Raw genomic sequence first — 17,591 nt, 5'->3', positions numbered from 1 at the left:
CAGACAGCGAATTCTGCGCGAGCTTACGGGCCGCAACGAATACTAGGCGCGAATATGAAGAAGCATTCTCACGAAGAAATCATGCTGAAACTTGTCCAGGCAGACGAGCTGGCCCGAGCGGGCAATTCCCAGGTGGAGATTTGCAAAGCGCTTGGGGTGAGCATCATGACACTGCATCGTTGGCGGAAACTGTCGCTAGGCAAGGACGAGGCGCAATCTTCGAACCTTCGCGAAGCTGGCACGAACGCGCCCACCGATCTCCCGACTATGGGTGAAATGCGTCGTGTCCTGGAAGAACTCACGGTCGAGAACCAGCGCCTGCGCAAGCTTGTCACGGATCTTATGCTCGAGAAGATGAGGCTCGAAGAGACTTCGACACCGGCGCTCCGCGCTGGCCAGGCACGCAAAGCCTGATTCGAATATCATTCATCTCACTGGTCGAACGAGTACCTGCATCTCTGCGGATCATGCAGTGGATGTGCTGAACGCGCGTCGTGCGATTGTCGGCTGCTGCTATCGCGCGATTCCGACGATTTTCTCGATTTCGTCTGCCAGGGCTTGAATTTCTCGATCGGCCGGATCGCCAGCCACGAAGCTCGCGACCGACTGTCCGTAAGTGAAGGACCGAACGAACGCGAGGCGGCTTGCGATCGGAGGCCCAACAATCTCGCCGAATTCACTCAGTTCCTCGACAAGCTGGCGCCCCTCGAGGGTACGGCCATCGACCCGGTTCGGAACCAGAATGACCTGAACTCGATCTCGCCGGCGCTCGCGCGCCGCCTCAATGATGGCCAGCGTCTGCGTCGTTGCATCGAGATCCAGCCCTGAGGCGGTGCAGGGGACTAGGATCAAGTCTGCCACCGCGATCGATGCTCCCATTCCGCGCGCGTTGGGGGCAGTATCGATCACCACCATACCGGCCTCGACGTTTCGGACCTCCTGCGCCCAGGTGGATACGGAAATGTCCTCCAGGGCCATCTCGTAGACCGGGAATTCCAGATTGCCCAACTCCGCCCAATGAGCGGCGGAGCGCTGAGGATCGCTGTCGATCAGCGCGACATCGTGACCCCTGCGCGTCAGCTCGGCGGCGATGCAGATCGCGATCGTCGTTTTGCCAACCCCTCCCTTGCGTTGGGTGACTGTGATGGTTGTCCGCATCGGTCGGGGAGAATTCATGCGGCGCTACAATAACAAGTGATCGTATTCTCGGCAGATTCGGTCGGTGCCTTCATCTCGCGGGCTGCCGACCGCTTGCTCCTCGTGCAGTGAGGCGGGCGAAGCTCGTACATATGGTCTCCACACATGCCTCGTCGACGAATTTCGTATGGGTACGGATCAAAACCGCCGGCACATGGCGAGAAAAGCGTCATTCGATCGCGGATTCCCCCCGCATCGCCGCGCGATAGTTAACACAATATGACATTGCCTCAAATTCGAGTTATCAGCGCGTGAATTTGATCCTTGACAGTGATTGTGCGCCGCGACTAACATTCATCATAACAAAAGTAGCCAGCGCCTTAACATTCTAACATAAGGCGCGGGTGAGCCGGGCGGATGCAACCTGTTTGCTCCCGTTCAAGTCGCAGCACATTCAGCCTCAAGCACCTTTGCCGCTGATTGGCGCGTCGGATCATCATCAGTAAAACTTGAAAGGGGGTACCATGGCCGTCTCGTACCTGACGAAGACTGAGCTGGGCCAATTTCTTCACCAGAACGGAAACCACATCGAGGCGAGCGTCAGATCGGCGTTGATCGACTCGCTCGAGCAAAGCGGTGTATTCAGTGACGATCCCGGGGATGCTTCGAGAGCATGGTTCGAGTCCGGACCGTTCTCCGGAGGGAGCGTTCCGCCGGTCGTTAACGTCCTCGACGTTTCGCAGTCCACCACGGTCGAGACCACGCCGAACCTGAAGGCGATCATCCTCGATGACGCCGGCGGCAAGACGCTCGATGTGATCGGCGGCGATAACGACGTGTTCGTCGCCATGGGCAAGGGTTCCGACAGCGTGAACCTGTACGATAGCGGCGACGACACGGTCTATGGCGGCAGCGGCAACGATGCGATCCATGGCGGGCACGGCAATAGCTCGCTGTTCGGCGGCGCCGGCAATGACAGCATCTATGGCGGCACTGGCAACGATACGTTGACCGGCGGCACCGGCAACGACCGTCTCGAGGCGGGCTCCGGCGCTCAGTTGCTCGAAGGCGACGGTGGCAACGACTTCCTGAAAGATCTGGCGTCGGGGCACAGCACGCTGTCCGGTGGCGACGGCAACGATACGCTGGTCGGCGCGCAGGGCGATGTCTTCCAAGGCGGTGACGGCAAAGACGTGTTCTGGGTCTACGGCGGCGGGGCTGCTGCGAACTCGACGCTGCAAGGCGGAAGCGGCGACGATACGTTCCATGTCCAGACCCACACCGGAAACGACACGATCGTTGGCGGCACCGGCACGGACACCGTGGACTTCGCCAATCGCTCCTTCTTCGATGTCACGAAGATCGACGTCGACGCGAAAACGAGCACCTACACGCTACACTTTAGCGACAACCAGACGGTCGCGGTCAGTGGCGTCGAGGATCTCCACTTCACCGATCAGGACGTCCATCTGCCGAAGCTTTGATCCGGCTCATGCAAGCTACGCGAGTGAAAGCCCCGCTCACGGCGGGGCTTTTGCTTTTGAAGTTCGAGAGTTAAGACGTCTTTCGCCTTCTGACGTCTTATCATTGCCATGTCTTGCTTCGATGCTGGAGAAGTTGTGATTTGCTAATATCGTCACCTGGCGCTCACCGGGCGCCCGATGCCAGGAACGGATCTTGTCTGCCAAGATGAAACGCTTGCTCAATGCGGGCTCCGGGCCTGGTACGGCCCAGCGCATTGCCCGGATGATCGTCGATCATGGCTGGGAGGAGATTCGGTTCGACATCGACCCCGACGTCAAGCCAGATGTGCTCGGCTCGATTCTTGGTTTGAGCGGCGCGTTCGAGTCTCAGTCTTTCGACGCGGTTTGGTCATCGCACGTGCTCGAACACCTCTATGCCCACGAGATCTATCCGACGCTGCGTCAGTTCCACCAGGTCCTGAAGCCTGGAGGATTCGCCTTGATCATGAGCCCGGACGTAGAATCGATCGCTCAGTTCATCGTTGAGCATGGCATTGCCGCGATAGCCTATCATTCGCCGGCGGGGCCGATCAGGCCGCTCGACATGCTCTACGGCCATTCGCGCGCGATCGAGGAGGGGCGCGTTCACATGGCCCACCGAACCGGATTTACGGCCGAGCGACTCGGTAATCTCCTGCTGATGGCTGGGTTTCCGACCGTTTCGGTCAGCACCCAAAATTTCGAGGTCTGTGCGCTCGCGCTGATGCCCGAGGCCGACGCCGAGGCCATCCAGAGGTCTTTGTTAGAATCCGGCTTCAATTTTCAGGAAGCCTAGGCCTGACATATCTGTGAGTGCGGCCAGCCATTCCTCACAATTTCAACGATAAGTGCTGCTGGCCTTTTTGTCGCAAAATGTTATGCTCACAGTCGAACGTGAAAGTATTAACATAGATGGCAGGTAGCTTGACATCCACGACCGTCCACGATGTCGATGACCAGAACCTTGCCGATGCGCCACCCGCATCGGCACTGGGGTGCCTGATCATCGTCGCACGACAGCACGGGCTGCACCTCACGTCCTCACAGCTCATTCAAGACAACCTTCTGCCGGACGAGAACGTCACACTCCATCAGCTTGTCCGCTGCGCGGAGAAAGCGGGCATGCGCGCGAAGTGCGTCAAGCTCGATTGGGGCGGACTGTCTCATCTGAAGAAGGCGCTCCCGGTCATCGTTCGGCTGCGCAATGGGAGCCATATGGTGCTCCTGCGTGTCGAGGGAGACGCGCACAATACGCGCATCGTGCTGAGGGATCCGAATGCCGCGGAAGACGCGCTGCTCGTGATCGACCAACCACGATTTGAAGATATCTGGTCCGGCGATCTCGTCCTGATCAAGCGCAACTACGAGATATCGGACGAAGCGCAGCCGTTCAGTTTCGGCCTGGTAGCCGCGCTGTTGTTCCGCGAACGCCGCATGGTTCGCGACGTCGCGATTGCCGCCGTGATCCTCGGGCTTCTCGGCCTGGCGCCGATCATGTTCTGGCGCTTGTTGTCGGACAAGGTGATCTTCTACAAGGCGTACAACACGTTCTATGTGCTCTGCGTCGCGATGCTGGTGGTCATAGCCTTCGAGGCGGCGTTCTCGTTCTTGAGACAGTTCCTTGTCCATCGTTTGACGACCAGGCTGGACGTCAAATTGTCGACCTACGTCTTCGAAAAGGTCCTCAATCTTCCCATCGACTATTTCGAGCAGACGGCCGTCGGCCTCGTCGCGCGCGACATTCGCGAAGTCTTTCGCATTCGCTCGTTCCTGATGGGGCAATTGTTCGGCACCATTCTCGACTCTACAACGCTGATATTCTTCCTGCCCGTCATGTTCTTCTTCAGCCCCGTCATGACGATCGTGGTTCTCGCCTTGTCGGCATTGATCGTCGCGTGGCTCGTCCTGATGTTGCCGAATTACCGCAAGGCGTCGACTGCCGTGCTGGCCGCGGAGGGCGCGCAGGGCGCATTTTTGGTTCAGACCTTGAATGGCATCCGGACGATCAAGTCGCTCGCGCTCGATACGCGGCAGCGCCACATGTGGGATGTTCTGGTCGCACGCGTTGCCAAGGCCCGGCTCGTGGAAGGCATGACTGGAAACGCCATCCAGTCGGTGGTGCGTCCGCTGGAGCGGCTGGCCGTCAGCGGCTCCTATGCGCTCGGCGTCTATCTCGCGCTCGAAAGCAACGATCCCGTCTATATCGGGGCCCTGTTCTCATTCCTGCTGCTATCGCAGCGCGTCTCGGGTCCGCTGATGCAGATGGCGCAGCTCATCAATCAATACGACGAGGCGCGAAGTGCGGTTGCAGTCGTCGGCAATCTCGTCAACCGGCCGGCGGAAGAGGGACGTTCCGGCCATGGCGTGCGTTCGCCGCTCGAGGGCAAGGTGGAGTTCTCCGGCGTCACATTCAAATACAAGGGAGCGCTATCGCCCACGCTGAACAAGATCTCCTTCGAAATCCCGCGGGGGACTACTTTGGGCGTGATGGGCAAGAGCGGATCCGGCAAGACCACGATTACGCGTCTGCTGCAGCGGCTGCATTCCGATTATGAGGGATTGATCAAGATAGATGGTATCGACGTTCGCGAGTACGACATCGACCATCTCCGTCGTAACGTGGGTGTGGTGCTCCAGGAGAATTTTCTCTTCAGTGGAACCATCCGCGAAAACATCACCGCGGCCAAGCCGGACGCGTCATTCGATGATGTGGTCAGGGCGGCGAGGCTGGCGGGCGCGGAAGAATTCATCGACAAGCTGCCGCGTGGCTACGAGACGCATATCTATGAAGGTTCGCCGAACCTCTCGGGAGGGCAGCGGCAGCGGCTTGCGATCGCGCGCGCGTTGATCGTCAACCCGCCCATCCTGATTCTCGATGAAGCGACAAGCGCGCTCGACGCCGACAGCGAGGCGATCGTGAACGCCAACATAACGCGCATCGCGCATGGCCGGACGCTGATCATCATCTCGCATCGCCTGTCGTCCCTGACAAAGGCGGACGCAATTCTCGTGCTTAATCGTGGTGTGGTCGACGATATCGGGCGGCATGAGGAGCTGCTGGCGCGCAACGATATCTACAGCTCACTGTGGTATCAGCAGAACACACATTTGGCGCCGGCAGCACGCAACGATCGGTCAAGATTTGGGAGTCCGACGCTTGTCTCCTGATGGTGCGCTTGCGACCGTTCGCCAATTTCAATCGGAAACGGATGCGATCCGAGAGGAGGCTGAGCCTCTGATCGCGCGAGCAACGCTGTTTGTGCTCTCGGCCTTCCTGGTCACGATCGTTGCCATTCTCGCTCTGACGCGGATAGATCGCGTCATCACCAGCGTCGGGGGGCGGATCGTGCCGGTGGGACAGATCAGCGTCCTTCAGGCGCTGGATCCATCGATCATTAAGACGATTGACGTGCGGGAAGGCGAGCAGGTGCAACGGGGACAGCTTATTGCGACCCTGGACGCGACCTTTACGTCGGCGGACCTGACCCAGGCGAAGTTGCAGATCGCTAGTCTCGAGACTCAGGTGGCGCGCGATGAAGCCGAGCTGAATCAGCATCCGCTGGTCTTTGCGAGCAAGCCCGACCCGGACTACCAGAAATACGCAGCCTTGCAGAAGGCGCTCTATGATCAGCGGATGGCGCAATATACCGCGCAGATCAATAGTTTCGATTCGAAGATCAAGCAGACGCAGGCGACGATGGAGAAGCTTCGCGGGGACGATGCGAGATATCGGCAGCGTGACGAGATCTTGCAGAAGATCGAGACCATGCGCACGACGCTGGCCGAGCACGGCACGGGCTCGCAGCTCAATATGTTTATCTCCCAGGACACAAGGCTTGAATTGCTGCGGACCCTGGAGAACACCCATAACAGCCTAATCGAAGCCCAGAATACGCTCGCCGCGTCAATCGCGGACCGTGACGCCTTCAAGCAGCAATGGTTTGCGCAACTGAGTCAGGATCTCGTGACGACCCGCAACAAGCTCGACGAGGCGAGAGTCTCTTATGAGAAGGCGCTCAGGCACCAGGATCTGGTCCGATTGACCGCCGCCGAAGACTCGGTCGTGTTGACGATGGCAAGGCTCTCGGTCGGGTCGGTGCTGAAGCCCGGCGATCCCTTTATTACTCTGATGCCGACCGACACCAAGCTCGAGGCTGAAATTCGCATCGCCTCGCGCGATGTCGGTTTTATCCGGCCCGGAGACCCCTGCACGATGCGGATCGATGCGTTCAATGCCGCGGAGCATGGTACAGCGGAGGGCAAAGTGCGCTGGATCAGCGAGGGCGCCTTCACCACCGACGACGATGGAAAGCCTATCGAAGCCTACTACAAGGCGCGTTGCTCGGTAGACTCGACCAACTTCAAGGATGTCCCGAAAAACTTCCGCCTGATTCCTGGCATGACGCTTGCGGGAGACGTCCAGGTCGGCACGCGGGCGGTCGGAATGTATTTGCTTGGCGGAATGCTGAAGGGCATCCGGGAGGCCATGCGTGAGCCATGACCGCATTGACCCGATCGCTCCTCCAATGGCTTCGGCCCGCTCACGGATCTGACGAAAGGCGGCTTGGTCCGGCGGAGGCAGCGTTCGAGCGCGGTCACTATCTGGAGGCACTAAAGCTCTGGAAACGTGCATCGCAAAACGGCGACGCGGAAGCGGACTATCGGATCGGCATGCTCTACGCCAAGAACCAGGGAGTGGCGGGCAGCATTCCCGATGCCGCGGTGTGGTACGAGCGCGCGGCGCAGCGAGGTCACGCCGAGGCGCAATATCAACTCGGCCTGATCTATCTGTACGGTGTCAACGCCAGCCTCGGACCGAATAGGCCGGAGACCTGGCGTCAATCCTCCGCCGCGCGATTGGGTGATACCGCGTCGAATGTGCATCACCTGATATTCCCGCACGGGACCAGTGTCGCTAAGGATATTTGCGCCGCGTTTCGCTGGATATCGGCCGCGGCCGAAGCCGGCAAAGCGGATGCTCAGACCATCCTGGGCAATCTCTACAGCGAAGGGCAGGGGTGCACGAAGGACCTTGCTGCTGCACTTCGTTGGTATCAGGCGGCGGCCGATCAGAAATTTGCGCCGGCCGAGTTCGCGCTCGGCGATGTCTATTATCAGGGACGCGGCGTACTCGTCGATTTCGCGCAGGCCGCGATCTGGTATGGCAAGGCCGCCGCGCAGGATCACGTGAGGGCGCAGATTGGGCTCGCATTCATGACGTTGAAGGGTATGGGCTTGCCCGAGAACCCGACTGAGGCCGCTCGCCTGTTCCAGAGTGCGGCCACGCGTGATGATCCGATCGCACTCTACAACATCGGCCTGTTACGGCTCAGCGGCAAGGGCATCGCCAAAGACCTCGATCGCGCCGAGACCGCGCTGCGCAAGGCGGCGCGGAAGGATTATCTTCCGGCAATTCAGGCACTCGCGGAATTCTATTCGAACGGAGCCGATGCCGAGCCCAATTTGCGGGAGGCGGCGGTTTGGTACGAGAAGGCCGCCGAGCGGGGCGATGTGCAGGCGCAATTCTTCGTCGGCCGGTTCTATGCGACTGGTGTCGGTGTCTCGCCCAACATTCGCCAGGCCGCGAAGTGGTTCGAGCGCGCGGCCGAAAATGGCCATGCCACTGCGGCATTCAACGTCGCGATCTTCTATCTCAACGGCTCCGGCGTTCAGCGCAACGTGGAGGCTGCAATCAAATGGTTCGTACGTGCCGCAGATGGCGGCATCGGCGCTGCACAGGTGCAGCTCGGGAAGCTCTATTCGACCGGTGCGGGCGTTCCCAAAGATCAGGAAATGGCGTCGGAATGGTTGAGCAGGGCCGCCGGCAGCGGAGATCCTGACGCCAAGACCGCCTATGCCCTCTTCCTGCTTCATCAGGATACGTCTGATGATAACGTTGCACGCGCGCACTCTTTGCTGGGAGAGGCCGCGGAGGCTGGTCATCCTCCGGCAGCGTTTCAACTGGGCGCGCTGAAGATGGGTAAGTTCGGCGGAACCGCCGATATGCTAGGCGCCACTCCATGGCTCACGCGCGCGGCCGATGCCGGCCATGTCGAGGCGCAGTACATGCTGGGACTTCTTCATCTGGATCCGAAGAGCGGCGTGGGGGATGCGCAGGCAGCGTCATCGTGGATGGCCAAGGCAGCGCGCGCGGGGCATGCGGCGGCGCAATTCCAGCTCGCCGTCATGTACTGCACGGGCGCCGGAGTGGGCCTGGATCTTGCAGAGGGTGTGAACTGGTACGAGGCCGCTGCGGAGCAGGGGCACACGGTTGCGCAGTACAACCTCGCCGTGATGCTCGGGAAGGGACAGGGGCGCCAGGCTGACGTGACGAAGGCGACGGAATGGTTTCAGAGGGCCGCCGAGCGAGGCATGGCGGAAGCACAGGTTGCGCTGGGCGACGCGTTGATGTCGGGCCGAGGCACCGCGCAAGATCGCGACGCGGCGGTCAATTGGTATCAATACGCGGCGCGGCAACGCAATGAAGGCGCCGTGCGGCGCCTCCAGTCGATCGGCGCGACACGCGATCGGGCCTTCACACCGGAGACAGAAACTTTGCGCTAGTCTGCCAGTGCGGAACGAAGCGTCCAATGCATGAATGAGTAACAATGGCTGATTTCCTTTCGAAGCTCGCGCGCGACGCCGGTCAGAGAGAACCACGGGCAAGGCGCAGTGCTGCCGCAAGGCTGCAATCCAAGCCAGAACCGGGCGCCACAAAGCCAAACAGTTCTGCGAAGGAGCTCGCCGCCGAGGGACCGGCGAGCAGACAGCCGTCGCGCGAAGTCGAGCAGCCAGCGCCGGCCGCCGACCTTGCAGATGCCGCGCGCACCCTCAGGGGCCTCGGTCTGTTCGACGAGGACTTCTACGCCGCGAGTTATCCGGACGTGATCGCGGTCGGCGCTGATCCATTCGAGCATTTCTTCCTCTATGGCTACAGGGAAGGTCGTAAGCCAAATCCGATCTTCGACCCGATCTGGTACGTCACGACCTATCCCGATGTGCAGGAGGCGGATGCACATCCGTTCCTGCATTATGCGACGGTCGGCGAGCGCGATGGACGGCGGCCAAGCCCCTATTTTCAGCCGGCCTGGTATCGGGAGAAGTACGGCATTCCGGAAGGCGAGAGCCCGCTCGCGCACTATCTGAAGAACCGCTTGGGCCCGTTCAGCCCGATCCCGGAATTTGACGCGCAATACTATCTTCAGGCCTACCAGGACGTCGCCGCGGCCGGCGTCGATCCGTTCGAGCATTTCATCTTTCATGGCTACAAGGAAGGGCGCAACCCGTCAGCGGATTTCGACACCAAGTTCTATATTCAGCGCTACTTCAAGGGTAAGACGGATCAGAATCCGCTTCTGCATTATCTCGAGCATCGCCATGAGGATGGCATCTATCCGTCACCTCCGGAGGACGAAGCCACCATCCCGGCGGAGATCAAGCGGTTCACCCGGCCGAGCCCGCTGTTCGAGGAGCTGCGTCCATTGCCGGCCGGCGCCAAGCCGCGCGCCAAGGTGCTGGCCTACTATCTGACGCAGTTTCACGCCTTTCCTGAGAACGACAAATGGTGGGGCACCGGCTTCACCGAATGGACGAACATCGCGCGCGGCATTCCGCGGTTCAAGGATCACTACCAGCCGCGGATTCCGCGCGACCTGGGCTTCTATTCGCTTGCCGACATCGAGACCATGCGCAAGCAGGCGAAGCTCGCCAAGGCGGCGGGTGTCCACGGCTTCGTGTATTATTACTACTGGTTCAACGGCAAGCGCCTCCTGGAAAAGCCGCTGGAGCAGTTCCTCAAGACGCGCGATATCAACATGCCGTTCTGCCTGATGTGGGCCAACGAGAACTGGACACGGCGCTGGGACGGCATGGAGGGCGAGGTCCTGATCTCGCAGGACTACCTCTCCGATGATGACGAGCGCCTGTTGTCCGACTTCAACCGGCACTTCAAGGACAAGCGCTACATTCGTATCCAGGGCCGGCCGCTCCTGATGATCTATCGGCCGCGCCTCATTCCGAATACGGCAAGTGTGATCGCGCGCTGGCGATCGATCTTCGCGAAGAAATTCAACGAAGATCCGATCATCATCATGAGCCAGAGTTTTGATGATTATGATCCGGCTGCGAGCGGCATGGACGGCGCGATCGAGTTTCCGCCGCACAAGCTGACCAAATACGTGCCGTTGGTGAACTCCGAAGCCAAGATCCTGGACGACACTTATGCGGGTCAGATCTATAGCTATGACGATGTCGCCAAATATTCGCTCGAGGAGCCGCGTCCGAAGTTTCCACTGATCAAAACGGTGGTGCCGAGCTGGGACAATGATGCCCGCCGGCAGGGCTCGGGCCTGGTGATCCAGGGTTCGACCCCGCAGAAATATGAAGCCTGGTTGTCGGCGCTGGTCGACCAGGCGCAGACTCACACCTTCTTCGGCGAGTCGTTCGTCTGTATCAACGCCTGGAACGAATGGTGTGAAGGCGCTTATCTCGAGCCTGATCTGCATTTCGGCTCGGCTTACCTGAATGCCACTGCGCGTGCGGCTACCGGTCTGACCCGGGACCTGTCATTGCCCAAGGTTCTATTGGTCGGACATGATGCGTTCCCCAGCGGCGCGCAGCATCTTTTGCTCAACATCGGCAAGACGCTGCGCAGCGCCTTCAACATCGAGGTTGAATATCTCCTGCTTCAGGGCGGAGCGATGGAGGCCGAATACGCCTCGGTCGCTCCACTCACCGTGCTCAAGCAGGCCTCGGAGATCCCTGCGACGCTGCGACACTTCCGGGAAAAGGGCTTTACGGCGGCCATCGCCAACACGGCGGCGAGCGGGCGCGCCGCGAAGTTCCTCGTTGAAATGGGCTTTCGGACCGTTTCCCTGGTGCACGAACTGCCGCGGATCCTGCATGAGAAGCACCTGGAGGAGATCGCACGGGCGGCGATCGGGAGTGCGCATAATGTCGTGTTCGCCTCGGACTTCGTACGCGACAAGCTCGTCGAAGCGCTCGGGCTTGATGCGACTGACGAGCGTTTCCTCATTCGCGCGCAGGGTAGCTACAAGCAGATCGAGCCGGCGCCGACGGAGGCCGCGCTCGTTCGCAAGGAATTTGGCATTGCGCCCGCCGACAAGATGGTGCTCGGCGTCGGCTATGCCGACCTGCGCAAGGGCTTTGACCTGTTTCTGCAAGTCTGGAACCTGGTGCGACGACGCGATGCAAATGTTCATTTCTGCTGGGCCGGCGGCATCGATCCAAGCCTGCAGGAATGGCTGGGGCCGGAGATCAAGCGGGCCGAGGCCACCGGCCATTTCCATCTCGCCGGCTATCGTTCGGACATGCAGGCGCTCTATTCCGCCTCCGACGTCTACGCGTTGACCTCACGCGAGGACCCGTTCCCGACAGTGGCGCTGGAGGCGCTCAGCGTCGGCGTGCCCGTCGTTGCGTTTCAGGACTCCGGCGGCATTCCGGGCTTCCTTCTCAAGGAGAACGTCGGCCGTGTCGTGCCCTATTGCGATGCGCCGTCGATGGCACAGGCCGTGGAGAATTTTCTGCGCTGGACGCCATCGGACGCCGAGCGTGCCCGCATGGCTGAGATCATCCAGACCAAGTTCGCCTTCGCAGACTATGTCCGCGATCTCCTCCGGCTTGCCGTTCCATCCGTGCCCACCGTCTCGGTCGCAGTGCCTAACTACAACTATGCGCACTGCCTGCCGGAGCGGCTTTACACTATCTTCGACCAGAACCATCCGGTCGAGGAGATCATCGTGCTGGACGACTGCTCGTCCGACGACAGCATTTCCGTCATCATGAAGCTTGCGGACCAGCGCCAGCGTGATCTCACCCTCGTCATCAATGAACAGAATTCCGGCTCGGTGTTCGCGCAATGGGCGAAGGCTGCCGAGATGGCGAAGGGGGAGTTCCTTTGGATCGCCGAGGCCGACGATCTCTCGGAGCCGACCTTCATCTCCAGCCTGCTCGCGCTCATGCAGGGCGATCCGGACATCGCCATCGGTTTTACCGACTCGAAGTCCATTGATGCCGACGGCGCGCATCTCTATGCGAGCTATAAGCCGTATTACGCCACGATCGAGCCTGGTGCGCTATCGCGCAACGAGATCTTCGGCGGTCGCGACTTCGTAACCCGTTACCTCGGTGTCCGGAATACGATTCTGAATGTCAGCTCGGTTCTGTGGCGTCGGGAGGCGCTATTGCGCGCGCTGAGTGCGTGCCACGACCGTCTAACGAACTTTCGGATGGCTGGTGATTGGCTGCTCTATCTCGAGGCGCTTGCGGCACCGGGCGCGAAAATTGCCTATGTCGCCGATCCCCTCAACGTTCACCGTCGCCATGCGGCGAGCGTCACCCATTCGTTGAAGGCGCAAAAGCACATCGAAGAGATCGATACGATGCACCGCCTCGCGCGCGAGCGGTTCGGCTTCGGAGAGCGGGAAATCGGAGCGCAGGCTGCCTACCTCGACGAGGTGTCGGTGCAATTGCTGGGAACAGCCAGTGACGCCGAGAAGCCGAAGCGGACAGCAAAAGCTGCGGCGCGCGCTGCCGCCGGGATGTGATCGTGGTGACTGCAACTAAGGGCGTTTTTGGGTGATTTGATGTTTGTGCCTTCTGCTGAATCGTTGATGAGTGCCTTAAACCTCGACAAGTCCGCTTTGGATGGTTCCGGCTATGTCAAGGTGCCGGCAGGCTTGCTCAAGCTGTTGCTACAGATCGCCGTAGCCGCTGCCGATTTCGACGAGGACAGCTATTTGCGGGAGAATCCCGACGTCGCAAAGGCCATTTCTCGTGGGGAGCTCGAAAGTGCACACATGCACTACATAGGCTTCGGCTACTTTGAGGGCCGCCGCGGAGGAGGGCCGGCCGTAGATGCCGAATGGTATCTCGGCAAATATCCCGACGTCGCGGCAGCCGTTAGAGATGGTCGGGTGAAATCGGCGGAAGCACACTTTCTATCGATTGGTGGCGGAGAAGGGCGGTCGCCTGCGGCTGACTACGAAGCCGAGGCGGCGCAATGGAAATCAGCGATCAGAGAGAAGGTAGGATGAAGATGCGGTGACGATCCTTGTTGTGGCCGCAAAGTTATTTGGATGATGGTGGTGGAGAGCAATATGGGTGGGAATAAGCGCGCTACATATTGGTTTAGGATCGATATCGCCGCCGGAGGAGCACAGTGAAGATTTTTCTGCTTGGAGCAACGCCGAGCTTTTCCGCGGAAGTTGGCGAAGATCCAATTTCAAAGCTGGCGAAGACCGGAGGCAATACCGGGAACCAGTTGATTGCGCGCGGGCTGCTTGATCGTCTCGTGTATGACGACCTCTCGTGGGATCACAGTATCGATCCCAGGGCAGTGCATGAGCGCTTCGACATAATCGTCGTTGCGGCGGCCAACTTCCTGTTTCCCAAATTTGATTTGGGCGGCATGGCGCAATATATCGAGCGGGCCGACCTGCCGGTGGCGATAGTGGGTCTCGGAGCTCAATCAAGCAACTACGACCCGAACATAAGCTTGATGCCTGGCACCGAGCGGTTCGTGAAAGTTATTGCCGAAAGAGCCGTCAGCATCGGCGTTCGCGGCCCCTACACTCAAGAAGTTCTTGCGCTTCGCGGTGTGCACAATGTGACTGTGACCGGATGCCCTTCCTACTACATGGGAGGACCTCACGGCATGAACATCCCCCGGCGGCCGTTTGAAGAGGTCAAGCGCCTTTCCATCAACGCGTCGCGAGACGTCGTCGGTCATTCGTTCGACAAGGAAAGGATGCTCCGGCTCGTGCGCGAAATCTACGGCACGGGAATAGTCTGGAAAGCGGATTTCGTTGCTCAAAGCGAGCAGGCCGAAATCAGATTGGCAGACAAGCAGGCTCGGAATTCTGAAGAAGCGTTGAAGGAAATTTCAACATTCTTGGCGAACGTCGCCCCCGAGGTCGACGTACGGAAGTGGGCGGCCGATCACGTGCGGGTCTTTTTCGACGTGGATGACTGGCTCGATACCGTTCAGAACTATGATTTCGTGTTCGGGAGTCGCTTTCACGGCTGCATGGCCGCTCTACAACGCGGCGTTCCTGCTCTTGTCATCTGTCACGATACAAGGACCGAGGATATGTGTCGGTTCCTAGGTATGCCATTCGTCTCCATCGTTGATCTTGATAAAATCGATGTGGCGCAACTCTATAGTCGTGTCGGGCTCGGAAGTCTCGCGCGACGCTATCAAGGGCTCTATCCAGCATACACGCGATTTCTCTCGGCTAACAAACTCATCGTCAAGAACTGACCGTCTCTAGCCTCAGATTCCGGAACTGCAGCGGGCATGTAAGCGCGTCCAGAGTGACCGATGAACTGATCACTCATTCCGGCATCAAGTACAAATCAGTAAAGCCTTATCGTGGTCCTTATGGTTGAACGGGATCTCTAGACTGAGATACCAAAATGGCGTCATGGCATGATGCCGTGCGGTAGCATTGCGGTTGATCCGTCGTTCCAGATCGAACAGCCGGTCATAAGCGGAAAGCGTGTGTGCTTACAGCGACGAGTGGCCGCTTCCTTGCCGGGTACATCGACGCAGTATATTGCAAGTGTTTGCTATCGTACGATCTGATTTGTACAGCCGAGGCTGATCGCGGGTGCCGTCGTTGGACCTGGACCGCGTGTGATGTTTAGTTCTCTCCCGCGCGACAAGCCTTCAGAACCTCGCTCGCAGTTCTCAACAATGAGGCGGACGGATCACCCAAGGTCGGGGCCAGTGCTCCACCTTCGCTGTATTCATTCCAGGAATAGATCAGCGCAATCTGATAGGGGCATCGATCCGGATGGTTCGACATGAAGCGCGACGCCTGTCGGCAGGCGAAAGAGAACTCGCTAGGGGTTGCGATCGCGACATGCGCACTCTTGTCGATGCGCGTGTAATCCCGTTTGTCATACGCGGGAGGGGTCTCCTTTCGCGGTCGCGAATCCCAGCCGACCATGACGGTCGGCACCACACTGCCCGAGGTGTGGGCCAACTCATTTTCCCAATATTGTTCTACGTGTCGTTGGAGCTCGGGATAAGTGCCAGACCTGTTTGGCCCGAAATTTATCCCATATGCCGAAACGGCATCGGCGCCTATCTGCTTTCGGATCGTTTCAGCTGTAGCAGGTGGTGTGTGCAAAAGTACGATGTAGGGAGTTCTACCACCCGAAGAAGTCGTCTGATTTCGCAGGTGAGACAGCGATTTCCCGAGCTCGGCGAGCGAACCGTTCCAGTAAGAGGGCAATAGGGCATCGAGGTAGTAGAGGAACAGAAGCGGTCTGCCGTCTTGCGTTCTCTGGTAGTTGTGGTCCGAAAAGAGACCGTGAATGCGCTTTGTTGCTTCGTCGAATCCGTTAGCGCGACCTAGCGTGTCCAAGGTCGCTATCAGACAATAGTTCATCTGATCGGCAATGCCGCTTCGACGATGGTACTTCAGCCCCTGCATCATCGAGTGCGCGAGATCCAGTTTGCCATCGCCGCCGTACGCTAGATATGCCCAATAGCCGAGACCGGCCGCATGAGCGACCCGTATCTCTTGGTCGAACGAGGCCTCGGTAGCGTTGAATTGCAACGTTTTGGAATCAGTCAGACGGCTATGGAGCGGCGCACGAAACTGCCAGCGTTGGGGACTCAGAGCTTTTTCTTCTTCATAACAGGGTTCCCCCCTCGTGTCGCAGTATTGTGCGTCCCACCTTATGGCTCCGAAGATCGGGCATCGAGTTCTTGCGTAACTGCGGGTGGGAAGCAGAAGGCTGGCGAGAAACGCTCGCAGAAGAGTCCGACGCGTTGATAGGTACGAGATGGCTGACATCTACGGTTACGACCAGATAGGTGGGGCCATTCATTTGCCTCGGGAGACATCCGCGGAGCTGCTGATCGTTCCAGAACAAGCTGCACACGCCTCGTAGACGTGAGGGACAAGAACTCGCGCCACGGGAGTTTGTTCCACGCTTGGAGGCATGCGCGGTTCCCGTTTCAGGTCATGAAGCTCCCCGTTCGGACTTGCGAACGCAAGACAGACTGAAGTTTGTTGGTCGCATGGCGCCTGATATCGATGTCATCCATTGGTATGACGCGGACAAATCGCTCCGCAATCTCTGTCAGGAGAATATCCGGCTTGAACTCGTCGACCAATTTCCAGTCGATGGCGGCCGACCAGACAAACATCACGACATCGACGGTCTCGGCAAACATTCCGGTGAGCATATGAGGCCGATACTCAAAAAAGGAATCACCGAACACGAGCATCCGCACTTTCGCCAGAGGGTGTCTTTCATTGCGATATTCGACGATCGATCCGACGTGCAGTAACAGATCGTTCGGCACTTGGGCGGTTTCACGCGCGGTCACGATATCGTTGGCCTCGACCCGGGATGCTCCGATGCCAAAACGTCCGAACCGGATCGTCTCGAACCGTTTTGGCGTCAACTTAGAGCCGAGATCCCAGCTACCCTCGCGGGCTGGTGCGTTCCGCGTGATCAGATCTGCCTTTTGCGGTATCACCATGTAAGAGCACAGCATCTGATAGGCGCTGAAACAGCCCTCCACCGTCCAATGAGTATCGGTCCGATGGAATATTTCGTAGTTGCCTGCCTGCTTTCTGAGATACTTGGTTAGCGGCACCAAGATCCCGCGCAACTCGGCATCATCGCTTTCTTCCAGGATTTCGGCCGGAAATCTCATTTGAGCTGTGACGGCGAGTGCCTTCGTCCTGAGAATCGAGAGTTTGTCCGGAACAAAACAATGAAGATATTTGATTCTTCTATCCGTAGCAGCTCTCTTTCTGCTGGTCAGGAGAGCTTTCCATGCAGAACAGATCAATTGGAGATTGTGGTCGGATTCGGAGAAAAGATGTGCGACGTCGTTGCTGCCACCGACCAGGAAGAGATGGCCGTCGTCTCCCTCGAAAACGTCTTTTGAGAGCTGCGGCACCACGC

Annotated in this window: 12 protein-coding genes; 9 read left to right on the top strand and 3 right to left on the bottom strand. The window is 59.0% G+C overall.

Features of this window, described 5'->3' with window-relative positions; genetic code table 11:
* Positions 1-54: 54 nt before the first annotated feature.
* Positions 55-414: a transposase gene (locus tag ACNJX8_RS25820; RefSeq protein WP_439357192.1), complete on the top strand. Its 360-nt coding sequence runs from the start codon at positions 55-57 to the stop codon at positions 412-414.
* Between the two features lie 99 nt (positions 415-513).
* Here ACNJX8_RS25820 and ACNJX8_RS25815 read toward each other — a convergent pair whose 3' ends face one another.
* Positions 514-1,158 carry an AAA family ATPase gene (locus tag ACNJX8_RS25815; protein ID WP_439357191.1) on the bottom strand — a complete coding sequence of 215 codons (645 nt, stop codon included), beginning with the start codon at positions 1,156-1,158 and terminating at the stop codon, positions 514-516.
* A gap of 503 nt (positions 1,159-1,661) precedes the next feature.
* Between ACNJX8_RS25815 and ACNJX8_RS25810 the strand changes: the two genes are divergently transcribed.
* From ACNJX8_RS25810 to ACNJX8_RS25775, 8 genes are all read left to right on the top strand, one after another.
* On the top strand, positions 1,662-2,621 hold the full coding sequence (locus ACNJX8_RS25810; RefSeq protein WP_249760912.1) for a calcium-binding protein: 960 nt from the start codon (positions 1,662-1,664) through the stop codon (positions 2,619-2,621).
* Between the two features lie 205 nt (positions 2,622-2,826).
* On the top strand, positions 2,827-3,435 hold the full coding sequence (locus tag ACNJX8_RS25805; RefSeq protein ID WP_439361980.1) for a class I SAM-dependent methyltransferase: 609 nt from the start codon (positions 2,827-2,829) through the stop codon (positions 3,433-3,435).
* A gap of 128 nt (positions 3,436-3,563) precedes the next feature.
* Positions 3,564-5,807, top strand: coding sequence for a peptidase domain-containing ABC transporter (locus ACNJX8_RS25800; protein ID WP_439357190.1), 2,244 nt, complete (start codon positions 3,564-3,566; stop codon positions 5,805-5,807).
* Positions 5,797-7,140 (top strand): HlyD family type I secretion periplasmic adaptor subunit, encoded by a 1,344-nt coding sequence (locus tag ACNJX8_RS25795; protein ID WP_439361979.1) that lies wholly within the window; start codon positions 5,797-5,799, stop codon positions 7,138-7,140. Before ACNJX8_RS25800 ends, ACNJX8_RS25795 begins: the two co-directional genes overlap by 11 nt.
* On the top strand, positions 7,137-9,203 hold the full coding sequence (locus tag ACNJX8_RS25790) for a tetratricopeptide repeat protein (RefSeq protein ID WP_439357189.1): 2,067 nt from the start codon (positions 7,137-7,139) through the stop codon (positions 9,201-9,203). Before ACNJX8_RS25795 ends, ACNJX8_RS25790 begins: the two co-directional genes overlap by 4 nt.
* Positions 9,204-9,247: 44 nt before the next feature.
* Positions 9,248-13,204, top strand: a complete 3,957-nt coding sequence (locus ACNJX8_RS25785; protein ID WP_439357188.1) for a glycoside hydrolase family 99-like domain-containing protein — start codon at positions 9,248-9,250, stop codon at positions 13,202-13,204.
* Positions 13,205-13,231: 27 nt separating this feature from the next.
* Positions 13,232-13,693 carry a hypothetical protein gene (locus tag ACNJX8_RS25780; RefSeq protein ID WP_249760916.1) on the top strand — a complete coding sequence of 154 codons (462 nt, stop codon included), beginning with the start codon at positions 13,232-13,234 and terminating at the stop codon, positions 13,691-13,693.
* A gap of 125 nt (positions 13,694-13,818) precedes the next feature.
* Positions 13,819-14,919: a polysaccharide pyruvyl transferase family protein gene (locus ACNJX8_RS25775; RefSeq protein ID WP_439357187.1), complete on the top strand. Its 1,101-nt coding sequence runs from the start codon at positions 13,819-13,821 to the stop codon at positions 14,917-14,919.
* 382 nt (positions 14,920-15,301) lie between these two features.
* Here the strand turns inward: ACNJX8_RS25775 and ACNJX8_RS25770 are convergent, their stop codons facing one another.
* Both ACNJX8_RS25770 and ACNJX8_RS25765 read right to left on the bottom strand, forming a co-directional pair.
* Positions 15,302-16,225, bottom strand: a complete 924-nt coding sequence (locus ACNJX8_RS25770; RefSeq protein WP_439357186.1) for a hypothetical protein — start codon at positions 16,223-16,225, stop codon at positions 15,302-15,304.
* A gap of 404 nt (positions 16,226-16,629) precedes the next feature.
* Positions 16,630-17,589, bottom strand: coding sequence for an alginate O-acetyltransferase AlgX-related protein (locus ACNJX8_RS25765; RefSeq protein ID WP_439357185.1), 960 nt, complete (start codon positions 17,587-17,589; stop codon positions 16,630-16,632).
* Positions 17,590-17,591: the final 2 nt, after the last annotated feature.

It is taken from the genome of Bradyrhizobium sp. SPXBL-04 (assembly GCF_051853035.1).
In the GTDB taxonomy this organism is placed as follows: domain Bacteria; phylum Pseudomonadota; class Alphaproteobacteria; order Rhizobiales; family Xanthobacteraceae; genus Bradyrhizobium; species Bradyrhizobium zhanjiangense.
This window is presented reverse-complemented; position numbering and strand designations above follow the sequence as displayed.

Coding starts and splice junctions, on each gene's coding strand:
- ACNJX8_RS25820 (WP_439357192.1), top strand. CDS start 55: ATGAAGAAGCATTCTCACGAAGAAATCATGCTGAAACTTGTCCAGGCA.
- ACNJX8_RS25815 (WP_439357191.1), bottom strand. CDS start 1,158: ATGCGGACAACCATCACAGTCACCCAACGCAAGGGAGGGGTTGGCAAA.
- ACNJX8_RS25810 (WP_249760912.1), top strand. CDS start 1,662: ATGGCCGTCTCGTACCTGACGAAGACTGAGCTGGGCCAATTTCTTCAC.
- ACNJX8_RS25805 (WP_439361980.1), top strand. CDS start 2,827: ATGAAACGCTTGCTCAATGCGGGCTCCGGGCCTGGTACGGCCCAGCGC.
- ACNJX8_RS25790 (WP_439357189.1), top strand. CDS start 7,137: ATGACCGCATTGACCCGATCGCTCCTCCAATGGCTTCGGCCCGCTCAC.
- ACNJX8_RS25785 (WP_439357188.1), top strand. CDS start 9,248: ATGGCTGATTTCCTTTCGAAGCTCGCGCGCGACGCCGGTCAGAGAGAA.